The 12,806-nt window shown below is 75.4% G+C and carries 8 protein-coding genes and 1 pseudogene; all 9 read left to right on the top strand.

Annotated features, from left to right (window positions below; translation table 11 throughout):
• Window positions 1-142: 142 nt before the first annotated feature.
• Complete coding sequence (locus tag V7E46_RS28630) at window positions 143-1,618, top strand: cobyric acid synthase (protein WP_333771130.1); 1,476 nt, start codon at window positions 143-145, stop codon at window positions 1,616-1,618.
• Window positions 1,615-5,286, top strand: coding sequence for a cobaltochelatase subunit CobN (gene cobN, locus V7E46_RS28625; protein WP_333771128.1), 3,672 nt, complete (start codon window positions 1,615-1,617; stop codon window positions 5,284-5,286). Before V7E46_RS28630 ends, cobN begins: the two co-directional genes overlap by 4 nt.
• Window positions 5,287-5,425: 139 nt before the next feature.
• Window positions 5,426-7,477, top strand: a complete 2,052-nt coding sequence (locus tag V7E46_RS28620) for a putative cobaltochelatase (protein ID WP_333771127.1) — start codon at window positions 5,426-5,428, stop codon at window positions 7,475-7,477.
• Window positions 7,477-8,073, top strand: a complete 597-nt coding sequence (cobO, locus tag V7E46_RS28615) for a cob(I)yrinic acid a,c-diamide adenosyltransferase (RefSeq protein ID WP_333771126.1) — start codon at window positions 7,477-7,479, stop codon at window positions 8,071-8,073. The genes V7E46_RS28620 and cobO overlap by 1 nt, the downstream gene beginning before the upstream one ends.
• A complete protein-coding gene (locus V7E46_RS28610; RefSeq protein WP_333771124.1) occupies window positions 8,067-9,506 on the top strand; it encodes a cobyrinate a,c-diamide synthase in 1,440 nt (479 codons plus the stop codon). Before cobO ends, V7E46_RS28610 begins: the two co-directional genes overlap by 7 nt.
• Entirely contained in the window at window positions 9,491-10,219 is a 729-nt protein-coding gene (gene cobI, locus V7E46_RS28605) for a precorrin-2 C(20)-methyltransferase (protein WP_333771122.1), read from the top strand. Before V7E46_RS28610 ends, cobI begins: the two co-directional genes overlap by 16 nt.
• Before the next feature lie 85 nt (window positions 10,220-10,304).
• On the top strand, window positions 10,305-11,105 hold the full coding sequence (gene cobM, locus V7E46_RS28600) for a precorrin-4 C(11)-methyltransferase (protein ID WP_333771121.1): 801 nt from the start codon (window positions 10,305-10,307) through the stop codon (window positions 11,103-11,105).
• A gap of 4 nt (window positions 11,106-11,109) precedes the next feature.
• Window positions 11,110-12,342 carry a precorrin-6y C5,15-methyltransferase (decarboxylating) subunit CbiE gene (gene cbiE, locus V7E46_RS28595; protein WP_333771129.1) on the top strand — a complete coding sequence of 411 codons (1,233 nt, stop codon included), beginning with the start codon at window positions 11,110-11,112 and terminating at the stop codon, window positions 12,340-12,342.
• Window positions 12,339-12,806 (top strand): annotated as a pseudogene (locus V7E46_RS28590) (precorrin-3B C(17)-methyltransferase); the annotation flags it as partial. The gene cbiE and the pseudogene V7E46_RS28590, both read left to right, overlap by 4 nt.

The following is a 12,806-nucleotide window of genomic DNA, read 5'->3' as shown; positions in this document are numbered from 1 at the left end:
CCCCCGCGGACATCCCCCGCGCGATCCGGCTGTCCCGCCGCGTCTCCGCCCTGGCCCTGGGCGCCTGCGTCCTGGCCCCGGCCCTGCGGCCCCGGCCGACCGCGCGCCACACCCCCAAGGAGGCGCCGCCGTGCACGGGTTGATGATCGCCGGGACGGCGTCGGACGCCGGGAAGAGCGTCGTCACCGCCGGGGTGTGCCGGTTCCTCGTTCGCCGCGGTGTGCGGGTCGCCCCCTTCAAGGGGCAGAACATGTCGCTCAACTCCTTCGTCACGAAGGACGGCGCCGAGATCGGCCGGGCCCAGGCCATGCAGGCGCAGGCGGCCCGCGTGGAGCCCTCCGCGCTGATGAATCCGGTGCTGCTCAAGCCGGGCGGCGACCGCAGCAGCCAGGTCGTGCTGCTGGGCCGGGCGGTGGGCGAGATGTCGGCGCGCGGCTACCACGGCGGCCGACAGGGCGAGTTGCTCGACGTGGTCGTGGACTGCCTGGCCGAGCTGGGCCGTTCGTACGACGCGGTGATCTGCGAGGGCGCCGGAAGCCCCGCCGAGATCAACCTGCGCCGCACCGACATCGTCAACATGGGCCTGGCGCGCCGCGCCCGCATCCCGGCCCTCGTCGTGGGCGACATCGACCGCGGCGGCGTCTTCGCCTCCTTCTTCGGTACGACCGCGCTGCTCGCCCCCGAGGACCAGGCGCTCATCGCCGGCTATGTGGTCAACAAATTCCGCGGCGACGTCACCCTGCTCGAACCGGGCCTGGACATGCTCAAGAAGCTCACCGGCCGCCCGACTCTCGGCGTACTGCCGTACGCGCGCGGCCTGGGCATCGACGAGGAGGACGGCCTGCGGGTCAGGGAGTCCGCGGCGGGGCGGCCGTACGGCGAGGACGTGCTGCGGGTCGCGGTGGTGGCGCTGCCGCTGATGTCCAACTTCACCGACCTGGACGCGCTGGCCGCGGAACCGGGTGTCGCGGTGCGCTTCACCGACCGCCCCGAGGACGTCGCGGACGCCGACCTGGTGGTGCTGCCCGGCACCCGCGGCACCGTCAAGGCGCTGGCGTGGCTGCGCGAACAGGGCCTGGCGGCGGCGGTGGAGCGGCGGGCCGCCGGGGGCCGGCCGGTGCTGGGCATCTGCGGCGGCTTCCAGATACTGGCCGAGCGCATCGAGGACGACGTCGAGTCCAGGGCCGGTACGGTGCCGGGCCTCGGCCTGCTGCCCGCCCGTATCCGCTTCGCCGCCGCCAAGACGCTGGCCCGGCCCACCGGTGTGGCCTACGGCGAGCCGGTGGCCGGCTACGAGATCCACCACGGGGTGGCCGACGTCCTCGGCGGCGACGAGGACTTCCTCGACGGCTGCCGGGTCGGCACGGTGTGGGGCACCCACTGGCACGGCTCCCTGGAGAGCGACGGCTTCCGCCGGGCCTTCCTGCGCCGCGTCGCCGCGGCGGCCGACCGCCGCTTCGTACCGGCCCCCGACACCGAGTTCGGCGCACTGCGCGAAGCACAGCTCGACCGGCTCGGCGACCTGGTCGAAGAGCACCTGGACACCGCCGCGCTGCTGCGGCTCATCGAGGACGGCGCGCCCGCCGGACTCCCCTACGTCCCACCGGGGGCACCATGACCACCGTTCTGCTGCTGTCCACCGCCGACACCGACCTGCTGGCCGCCCGCGCCGCGATGGCCGCGCACCCGGGCGGCGCCCGCTACCGCACCGCCAACCCGTCCCGGGTGGACCCGGACGGCGAGCTGCCCGGGCTGCTGGAGGGCGCCGACCTGGCCGTGGTCCGGCTGCTTGGCGGGCGCCGCGCGTGGGAGGAGGGCCTGGCGGTGATCACCGCGTCGGGCGTGCCCGCGGTGCTGCTCGGCGGCGAGAGCGTGCCGGACGCCGAGCTGATGGCGCTGTCCACGGTCCCGGCGGGCGTGGTCGCCGAGGCGCTGCGCTACCTGGTGGAGGGCGGCCCGGCGAACCTGGCGGAGCTGGCGCGATTCCTTTCCGACACGGTGCTGATGAGCGGCGAGGGCTTCGAAGCACCGCTCGCCATGCCGCAGTTCGGGGTGCACGGCGACCCTGCGCACGACCCGGACCGCCCGACGGTCGCGGTGCTCTTCTACCGGGCGCACGAGCTGTCGGGCAACACCGCCTTCGTGGACACCCTGTGCGCGGCGGTGACGGCACGCGGCGCGAACGCCCTGCCCGTCTACTGCGGTTCGCTTCGCACCGCGGACGGCGGGCTGTACGAGCTGCTGGGCCGGGCCGACGTGATCGTGGCGACGGTGCTGGCGGCCGGCGGGACGGTGGCGGCCGACGCGTCAGCGGGCGGCGCGGACGAGGCGTGGGACATCGGCGCGCTCGCCGAACTGGACGTGCCGGTGCTCCAGGGCCTGTGCCTGACGTCGTCGCGCAAGGCGTGGGAGGAGTCCGACGCGGCCCTGTCGCCGATGGACGCGGCGATGCAGGTGGCGATCCCGGAATTCGACGGGCGGCTGATCACCGTGCCGTTCTCGTTCAAGGAGACCGGCGAGGGCGATGTGCCGGTCTATGCCGCCGACCCGGAGCGGGCCGCGCGTATCGCGGGCATCGCGGTCCGGCACGCGGCGCTGCGGCACAAGCCGAACGCGGACAAGCGCCTGGCGCTGGTCTTCACCGCCTACCCGACCAAGCACTCCCGGGTCGGCAACGCGGTGGGCCTCGACACCCCCGCCTCGGCCGTACGGCTGCTGGAGGCGCTGCGGGCGGCGGGCTACGGGACCGGCGAACACCCCGCCGGAGGCGACGAGTTGATCCACCGGCTGATCGCCGCGGGCGGCCACGACGTGGAGTGGCTCACCGAGGAGCAGCTCGCCGCGGCGCCCGCGCGGGTGCCGCTGGCGGACTACGAGCGGTGGTTCGCGACCCTGGACGAGGGCCTGCGGGCCGGGATGCTGGAGCACTGGGGCGAGCCGCCGGGGTCGCTCTACCTCGACGGCGACGACATCGTGCTGGCGTCGCTGCGGTTCGGCAACGTCGTCGTGCTGATCCAGCCGCCGCGCGGCTTCGGCGAGAACCCGATCGCCATCTACCACGACCCCGACATGCCGCCCTCGCACCACTACCTGGCCGCCTACCGCTGGCTGGAGCACACCTTCGGCGCCGACGCGATCGTGCACCTGGGCAAGCACGGCACGATGGAGTGGCTGCCGGGCAAGGGCCTGGGGCTGTCCGCCGGCTGCGCGCCCGACGCGGTCCTCGGCGAACTCCCGCTGGTCTACCCCTTCATCGTCAACGACCCGGGCGAGGGCACCCAGGCCAAGCGGCGCGGCCACGCCACGGTCGTGGACCACCTGGTGCCGCCGATGGCCCGCGCCGACTCCTACGGCGACCTCGCCAAGCTCGAACAACTCCTCGACGAATACGCCCTGGTGAACGATCTCGACCCGGCGAAGGCGCCGGCGATCCGCAGCCGGATCTGGGAACTGGTGCGGGCCGCCGAGCTGCACCACGACCTGCATGTGGACGAGCAGCCCGGCGACGGCGACTTCAACGACTTCGTGCTGCACATCGACGGCTGGCTCTGCGAGATCAAGGATGTGCAGATCCGCGACGGCCTGCACATCCTGGGCGGCGGCCCGGTCGGCGAGGCGCGGGTCAACCTGGTGCTGGCGGTGCTGCGTTCCGCGCAGGTGTGGGGCGGCGTCGGTGACGCGCTGCCAGGGCTGCGGGCGGCGCTCGCCGAGCACTTCGGGCTGGTCGAGAAGGAGCTGCTGGCCGAGCCCGGCGCGCCCGCGGCCGTACCGTCCGCGCTGACCGCCCTGGCCGGCGGACCCGCGCGCACCGCCTCGGACGCCGTGGACCTGCTGGAGCAGCTGGCCAGGCGGCTCGCGGAGACGATGGAGTCGCGCGACTGGGCGGCGGGGTCCGCGGCCGACGCCGTACGGGAGGTGCTCGGCGGGGCGGAGGTCCCCGCGGCGCTGCGGGTGCTGGACTTCGCCGCGGCCGAGGTCGTACCCCGGCTGGCCCGCACCACCGACGAGATCGACCACATCCTGCGGGCGCTGCGCGGCGGTTACGTCCCCGCGGGGCCTTCGGGGTCGCCGACCCGCGGTCTGGTCAACGTGCTGCCGACCGGCCGCAACTTCTACTCCGTGGACCCCAAGGCGATCCCGTCCCGGCTGTCCTGGGACGTCGGCACCGCGCTCGCCGACTCGCTGCTCGCCCGGCACCTCGCCGACAACGGCTGCTATCCGGCCTCCGTCGGCCTGACGGTGTGGGGCACCTCGTGCATGCGCACCCAGGGCGACGACATCGCGGAGATCCTGGCGCTGCTCGGCTGCCGGCCGGTGTGGGACGACGCCTCGCGCCGGGTGACCGGTTTCGAGATCGTCCCGGCGGCGGAACTGGGCCGGCCCCGTATCGACGTCACCGTCCGGATCTCCGGCTTCTTCCGGGACGCCTTCCCGCACGTGGTGGCGCTGGTGGACGACGCGGTGCGCGCGGTCGCCGAGCTGGACGAGCCCGCCGACGTCAACTACGTGCGCGCGCACGCCGACCAGGACACCGCCGAGCACGGCGACCGGCGGCGCGCCACCGCGCGGATCTTCGGCTCGAAGCCGGGAGCGTACGGGGCGGGCCTGCTGCCGCTGATCGACGCCCGCAACTGGCGCTCGGACGCCGACCTCGCCGAGGTCTACGCGGTGTGGGGCGGCTACGCCTACGGCCGCGGCCTGGACGGACGGCCCGCCCGGGGCGACATGGAGGCCGCCTTCCGCCGTATCCAGGTGGCGGCCAAGAACGTCGACACCCGGGAGCACGACCTCGTCGATGCCGACGACTACTTCCAGTACCACGGCGGGATGGTGGCCATGGTCCGCCATCTCACCGGCACCTCGCCCGAGGCCTACGTCGGCGACAGCGCGCTGACCGACCAGGTCAGGACCCGCACGCTCGGCGAGGAGACCCACCGGGTCTTCCGCGCCCGGGTCGTCAACCCGCGCTGGATGGCGGCGATGCGGCGGCACGGCTACAAGGGCGCCTTCGAGATGGCCGCCACCGTCGACTACCTCTTCGGCTACGACGCGACCGCCGGGGTGGTGGACGACTGGATGTACGAGCGGCTGTCGGCGGAATACGTCTTCGACCCGGAGAACGCGGACTTCATGCGGAAGTCCAACCCCTGGGCGCTGCGCGGGATTTCGGAGCGGCTGCTGGAGGCGGCCGAGCGGGGTCTGTGGGCGGAGCCGGACCCGGACACGCTGGCGCGGCTGCGCGAGACCTATCTCGCCCTGGAAGGCGACCTGGAGGGCGACGCGTGACCGCGCCCGCGGCGGGCTGCCGCCCCTCCCCCGCTCCTTCCCGCGACCGGGGCGGCTCCCCGCACCCCGGTCCCCGGACGCCGGACGGGCTGTTCGTTCCGGGCTCCCTTGAGAGCGCACGCAGAGACGAGGAGTCATCGTGACGACGCCCTACCCCTTCACCGCCCTGGTCGGCCAGGAGGACCTGCGGCTCGCGCTCGTGCTCAACGCGGTGTCCCCCGCCGTGGGCGGCGTCCTCGTACGCGGCGAGAAGGGCACCGCCAAGTCGACGGCCGTACGGGCGGTGGCCGCGCTGCTGCCCGGCCTGCGGGTCGTCCCCGGGTGCAGGTTCTCCTGCGAGCCGGGTGCCGCGGACCCGGAGTGCCCCGACGGCCCGCACCCGGCGGACGGCGGCGCCGCGGAACGCCCCGCGCGGCTGGTGGAACTGCCGGTCGGCGCGTCCGAGGACCGCCTCGTGGGCGCCCTCGACATCGAGCGCGCCCTCGCCGAGGGCGTGAAGGCCTTCGAACCCGGCCTCCTCGCGGCGGCGCACCGCGGGGTGCTCTACGTGGACGAGGTCAACCTGCTGCACGACCACCTGGTCGACCTGCTGCTGGACGCGGCGGCGATGGGCGCGAGCTACGTCGAGCGCGAAGGCGTCTCGGTGCGGCACGCGGCCCGCTTCCTGCTGGTCGGCACGATGAACCCGGAAGAGGGCGAGCTGCGCCCGCAGCTGCTCGACCGCTTCGGGCTGACCGTCGAGGTCGCGGCGTCCCGCGAGACGGACGAGCGGGTCGAGGTGGTGCGGCGGCGCCTGGCCTACGACGCCGACCCGGCCGGTTTCGCGGCACGTTGGGCGCCGCAGGAGCAGGACGTCCGCGAACGGATCGCCGCCGCCCGCCGGCTGCTGCCCGACGTGCGGCTCGGCGATGCCGCCCTGCGGCAGATCGCGGCGACCTGCGCGGCCTTCGAGGTCGACGGGATGCGCGCCGACATCGTGATGGCCCGCACCGCGACGGCGCTGGCCGCGTGGGCGGGCCGCACGGTGGTGCTGGCCGAGGACGTACGGCAGGCGGCGCTGCTCGCGCTGCCGCACCGGCGGCGCCGCAATCCCTTCGACGCGCCCGGCCTCGACGAGGGCAAACTCGACGAGACGCTGGAGCAGGCCAGGGCGGAGGCCGAACCGGAATCCGGGCCGGACGGCGGTCCTGGGGACGACGACCCGGACCCCGGTCCTGACGGGGACGGCGGCGGAGGCGGCGGGCCGGACGGCGGCGGGGACGGCGGGCAGCCGGACCCGGGGCGGGCCGGGCCGCAGGACCGGGCCGCGGGGGACGCCGGCTCCGACAGCCCGCCGCGGGCCCCCGGCGGCCAGGGGCCGCGCGAGCAGCCCGCGGCGTCGGCGGCCGAGCCGTTCACGGCGCGGACGCTGACCGTGCCGGGCCTCGGCGAGGGCGCGGCGGGCCGCCGCTCGCGGGCGCGGACCGCGCAGGGCCGTACGACCGGCGCCCGGCGCCCGGACGGCGCGCTGGGCAGGCTGCACCTGGCGGCGACCGTTCAGGCGGCGGCGCCGTACCAGCGGGCAAGGGGCCGCAGCGGGCCGGGGCTTGTGCTGCGCAGGGACGATCTGCGGCAGGCCGTGCGGGAGGGCCGCGAGGGCAATCTCGTGCTCTTCGTGGTCGACGCCTCGGGCTCGATGGCGGCCAGGCAGCGGATGTCGGCGGTGAAGGGCGCGGTGCTGTCGCTGCTGCTGGACGCCTACCAGCGGCGCGACAAGGTGGGCCTGGTCACCTTCCGGGGTACGGGCGCGGAGCTGGCGCTGCCGCCGACATCGTCGGTGGACGCGGGCGCGGCGCGGCTGGAGAAGCTGCCGACCGGTGGCCGTACACCGCTGGCCGCGGGCCTGCTCAAGGCGCACGAGGTGCTGCGGATCGAGCGGCTGCGCGACCCGTCGCGGCGCCCGCTGCTGGTCGTGGTGACCGACGGGCGGGCCACCGGCGGCCCCGAGCCGGTGGCGCTCGGCGCCCGCGCGGCCCGGCTGCTGGCCGCGTCGGGCACGGCCGCGGTGGTCGTGGACTGCGAGTCGGGCCCGGTACGCCTCGGCCTGGCGGGCGCGCTCGCCATCGATCTGGCCGGGGTCGCCGTCACGCTGGACGAACTGCGGGCAGACACGGTGTCCGCCCTGGTCAAGGACATCAGGAGGGCCGCGTAATGCCGCAGGGACAGCCGGATGTGGTACCCGACGACGGCCTGACGACCCGGCAGCGCCGCAACCGGCCGCTGACGATCGTGCACACCGGTGTCGGCAAGGGGAAGTCGACGGCCGCGTTCGGCCTCGCGCTGCGGGCCTGGAATCAGGGCTGGCCGGTCGGGGTGTTCCAGTTCGTCAAGTCCGCGAAGTGGAGGGTCGGCGAGGAGCGGGCGCTGCGGGTGCTCGGTGCGTCAGGCGAGGGCGGCACGGTGGCCTGGCACAAGATGGGCGAGGGCTGGTCGTGGGTGCAGCGCTCGCCCGAGAACAACGAGGAGGCCGCCCGCGAGGGCTGGGAGCAGGTCAAGCGGGACCTGGCCGCGCAGACCTACCGGCTGTACGTGCTGGACGAGTTCGCCTACCCGATGCACTGGGGCTGGGTCGACACCGCCGAGGTCGTGGCGGTGCTGCGGGACCGGCCGGGCGCGCAGCACGTCGTGATCACCGGCCGCAACGCGCCGCCCGCGCTGGTAGAGGCCGCCGACCTCGTCACCGACATGTCCAAGGTCAAGCACCCGATGGACACCGGCCAGAAGGGGCAGAGGGGCATCGAGTGGTAGCCCGCCTCGTCATCGCCGCGCCCGCCTCCGGCAGCGGCAAGACCACCGTCGCGACCGGTCTGATGGCCGCCTTCGCGGACGGCGGCCTCGCCGTGTCCCCGCACAAGGTGGGTCCCGACTACATCGACCCGGGCTACCACGCCCTGGCCACCGGCCGCCCCGGCCGCAATCTCGACCCGTACCTGTGCGGCCCGCACCGCGTCGCCCCGCTCTTCCTGCACGGCGCCGCGGGCTGCGGCCTCGCCGTCGTCGAAGGTGTGATGGGCCTCTTCGACGGCGCCACCGGCCACGGCGAACTCGCCTCCACCGCCCAGGTCGCCACGCTTCTGCGGGCGCCGGTGGTGCTGGTCGTCGACGCGTCCGCGCAGGCCCGGTCGGTGGCCGCGCTCGTCCACGGCTTCGCGTCCTTCGACCCGCGGCTGCGGATCGGCGGGGTCGTCCTCAACAAGGTCGGCTCCGAGCGGCACGAGCGGATTCTGCGCGACGCGCTGGAGGAGGTCGGCGTCCCGTGCCTGGGCGCGCTGCCGCGCGGCGCCGACCTCGTGGTGCCCTCCCGCCACCTCGGCCTGGTCCCGGCCGCCGAACGCGTCACGGCCGCCCGCGAGTTCGTCCGCGCCGCGGCCACCCGCGTCCGCGAGACCTGCGACCTTCCGTCCCTGCTGTCCCTGGCCCGCACGGCCCCGCCGCTCCCGGCGCTGCCGTGGGACCCGGCGGCGGAGGTGGCGGCCGGGGCCGATCAGAGCCAGCCCGTCCGGCGCTCGGGGGCCGGGGTCCAGGGCGGAGCACCGGTTTCGGGAAGGGGCCGGGTCGGGGAAGAAGCCCCCCTCGGTCGCCCCCGCATCGCCGTCGCCACCGGCCCTGCCTTCACCTTCCACTACGCCGAGCAGGCGGAACTGCTGACCGCCGCAGGGGCGGAGGTCATCCCCTTCGACCCGCTCACGGACGAGACCCTCCCCGAGGCCACCCGGGGCCTGGTCCTGGGCGGCGGCTTCCCCGAGCTCCACGCCGAGGACCTTTCCGCCAACGCCGCCCTCCGCAAGGAGATCGCCGCCTCCCCCGCCCCCCTGGCAGCCGAATGCGCCGGCCTGCTCTACCTGGCCCGCGACCTCGACGGCCACCCGATGTGCGGCCGGCTGCCGGTCACGGCGACGATGACCGGCCGCCTCACCCTCGGCTACCGCGAAGCCGTCGCGCTCACCGACAGCCCGCTGGCGGCGGCCGGCACCCGGCTGCGCGGGCACGAGTTCCACCGCACGGCGGTGGACCCGCCCGCGGGCGCCGCCGCCGCGTGGGGCTTCACCCGCCCCGAACGCCGTACCGAGGGCTTCGCGGACGGATCCGTGCACGCCTCGTACCTGCATCTGCACTGGGCCGCCGAGCCGTCGCTCGCGACCCGTTTCGTCGAGAGGTGTGCCGCATGGACCTGCGACTGACCGGGGTCGGGGTCGGCCCCGGCGATCCTGAACTGGTGACGGTGAAGGGCGTGAACGCGCTGCGCGCCGCGGGCGCGGTCGTGGTGCCGGTGCTGGACACCGGCGAGACCGGCCGCGCCGAGGCGACGGTACGGCACTACGTGGACGCGTCCCGGATCGTCCGGGTGGTCTTCGCGCTGAACGAGCGCTCCGACCGGGCCCGCAGGGAAGCGGCGTGGGACGCGGCGGGTGCGCGGGTGGCCGAACTGCTGCGTACCCACGGCTCGGTGGCGTTCGCGACGATCGGCGACCCGAACGTGTACTCGACGTTCACCTATCTCGCACACACGGTCGGTGAGTTGCTGCCGGGGGTGGCGGTCGCGACGGTGCCGGGCATCACCGCGATGCAGGACCTGGCGGCCCGCAGCGGGGCCGTGCTGACCGAGGGCACCGAGCCGTTGACGCTGGTGCCGGTGACCGCGGGGACCGCGGTGCTCAAGTCGGCGCTCGAAGGCCCCGGCACGGTCGTGGCGTACAAGTTCGGCCGGCTCGCGGCCGAGGTCGCGGCGGCGCTGGAGGCGACCGGCAGGACCGAGGGCGCGGTGTGGGGCAGCGCGCTCGGCCTGCCCGAGGAGTCGATCCGCCCGGCGTCCCGACTACTCGAAGGACCGCTGCCGTATCTGTCGACGCTGATCGCGCCCGCAGGGCGGGACCGCCGAGGAGGAAAGCTGTGAGCGACGCACGCAAGGCCACCCAACCGCACACAGAACACAGCGCAAACCATCGCCGCGCGGGCGGAGAAGCGAACGGACAAACACAGTGAGCGGCAAGGTCACGATCGTGGGGGCGGGGCCCGGCGCGGCCGATCTGCTCACCTTCAGGGCCGCGAAGGCCATCGCCGCGGCCGACATCGTCATCTGGGCGGCGAGCCTGGTGCAGGCGGCCGTCCTTGAGCACGCCAGGCCGGACGCGGAGGTCCTGGACTCGGCGTCGATGTCGCTGGAGGACGTCGTCGCGGTCTACGAGCGGGCGCGGCGCGAGGACCTGCGGTGCGCGCGTATCCACTCCGGTGACCCCGCGCTGTGGGGCGGCACTCAGGAGCAGGTCGACCGGTGCGCCGAGCTGGGCATCGAGGTGGAGATCGTGCCGGGCGTCTCGTCGTTCTCGGCGGTCGCGGCGCTCGCCGGGCGGGAGTTGACGATTCCGGAGGTCGCGCAGTCGGTGGTGCTGACCCGGCTGGGCGGCGGGAAGACGCCGATGCCGCCGGGCGAGGAGGTACGGGAGTTCGCCCGGCACGGCACGACGATGGCGGTCTTCCTGTCCGCCGCCAGGTCCGGACAGCTCGCCGCCGAGCTGCTGGAGGGCGGCTACCGCACGGACACGCCGGTCATCGTCGCCCACCAGGTCAGCTGGCCCGAGGAGTTGCTGCTGCACTGCACGATCGCGACGCTGGAGGAGACGGTCAAGGCGCACCGGCTGTGGAAGCACACGCTCTTCCTGGTCGGGCCCGCGCTGTCCGCGTCGGGGACACGGTCGCACCTCTACCACCCGGGGCACTTCCACGGTTTCCGGCGGGCCGATCCCGCCGCGCGGCGCGAACTGCGCAAGTCCCGTGGCTGACGCGGTGATCACGGTCATCGGCACCGGAACGGGCGGTCCGCCGCCGGTCGTCGGCGCCGCGGACCTGGTGGTCGGCGCGGCCCGCCATCTGGACGCGGCGGATGTACCGCCCGGCGCGCGGCGGTTGGTGCTCGGGCCGCTGGCACCGGCGCTCGACATGATCGGCTCGTACGCCGCCGAGGGCCGCCCTGTGGTGGTGCTGGCGTCCGGCGACCCCGGCTTCTTCGGGATCGTACGGGCGCTGGGCACGCGGTTCGGCGCGGCGGCGCTCGACGTACGGCCGTCGGCGCCGTCCGTCGCGGTCGCCTTCGCCCGGGCCGGGCTGAGCTGGGACGACGCGGTCGTGGTGAGCGCGCACGGGCGCGACCTGCGGGCCGCGGTGAACGTGTGCCGGGCACATCAGAAGGCGGCCGTACTGACCGGACCAGGCGCCGGGCCCGCGGAATTGGGGGCGGCCCTGGCGCGTACCGGCCTTGAGCGCAGGCTCGTGGTGGCGGCCGGGCTCGGCACGGGCGGCGAGGCGGTGGTCGCCGTCTCGCCGCGGGAGGCGGCCGGGCGGGACTGGGGCGACACGGCCAGTGTCGTGCTGTGCCTGCGGCCCGGCGTCCCGGCGTCGGCCGCGGTGACGGTCGCCGGTCCCGCGGGGGCGCCCGCCGGGTGGGCGCTGCCCGAGGAGGACTTCGCGCACCGGGACTCCATGGTCACCAAGTTCGAGGTGCGGGCGCTGGCGCTGGCGCGGCTCGGGCCGCGTACGGGTGAGCTGGTGTGGGACATCGGGGCCGGGTCGGGCTCGGTGGCCGTGGAGTGCGCGCGGTTCGGGGCGGCCGTGGTCGCCGTGGACAAGTCCGCGGAGGCGGTGGCCCGGGTGCGGGCCAACGCCGCCGCGCACGGGGTGGACGTCGAGGCGGTGGTGGGCCGGGCGCCCGGCGTCCTCGGGCGGCTGCCCGACCCCGACGCCGTTTTCGTCGGCGGCGGCGGTTCCGACGTGGCGGCGGTCGTGGCCGCGGGCGCGCGGCGGGCGCGGCGGGCCGTGGTCGTGACGCTCGCCGCGGTCGACCGGGTCGCCGAGGTGCGTGCCGCCCTGGGGGCTGCGGGTCTCGCGGCGGACGGCGTCCTCCTCCAGTCGTCCCGCCTCGCGCCGCTGCCCGGCGGGGTCACGCGGCTCGCGGCGGCCAACCCCGTCTTCGTCCTGTGGGCCGAGCGGCCCACCCCCCGTACCGAAGGAGCACCCGCGTGATCGGCCTCATCTCCGCCACCGCGGCGGGCAGGACCGGCTGCGACCGGCTCGCCGCCGCGTGGCCGGGGCGTACCCGCCGCTACGACGGCCCCGTCCGCGACGTCCTCCCGGCCGCCTTCGCGGAGTGCGACCAGCTCGTCGTCTTCCTCGCCACCGGGGCGGCGGTACGGCTGCTCGCCCCGCTGCTGGCCGGCAAGGCGGCCGACCCGGCGGTCGTCACCGTCGACGAGGCGCACCGCCACGCGATCGCCCTCCTCGGGGGGCACGCCTCCGGGGCCAACGCCCTGGCGGAAGCGGTCTGCACGGTCCTGACGACGAGCCCGGTCATCACCACGGCCACGGATGTGACCGGCACGCCGGCCCTCGACCGTCTCCCCTACCCCGTCGAGGGCGCGATCCCCGCGGTGACCCGGGCCCTGCTCGACGGCACCCCGGTCCACCTCGACGCCGCCCCCGCCTGGCCC

The sequence above is a fragment of the Streptomyces sp. IBSBF 2435 genome, assembly GCF_036815005.1.
Taxonomy (GTDB): domain Bacteria; phylum Actinomycetota; class Actinomycetes; order Streptomycetales; family Streptomycetaceae; genus Actinacidiphila.
Note: the sequence above shows the minus strand (reverse complement) of the source record. Positions and strands in the feature narration are given on the sequence as shown.

What these genes read in the sequence shown, in the direction of transcription:
- V7E46_RS28630 (WP_333771130.1), top strand. Translation starts at nt 143, where the DNA reads ATGATCGCCGGGACGGCGTCGGACGCCGGGAAGAGCGTCGTCACCGCC.
- cobN (WP_333771128.1), top strand. Translation starts at nt 1,615, where the DNA reads ATGACCACCGTTCTGCTGCTGTCCACCGCCGACACCGACCTGCTGGCC.
- cobO (WP_333771126.1), top strand. Translation starts at nt 7,477, where the DNA reads ATGCCGCAGGGACAGCCGGATGTGGTACCCGACGACGGCCTGACGACC.
- cobI (WP_333771122.1), top strand. Translation starts at nt 9,491, where the DNA reads ATGGACCTGCGACTGACCGGGGTCGGGGTCGGCCCCGGCGATCCTGAA.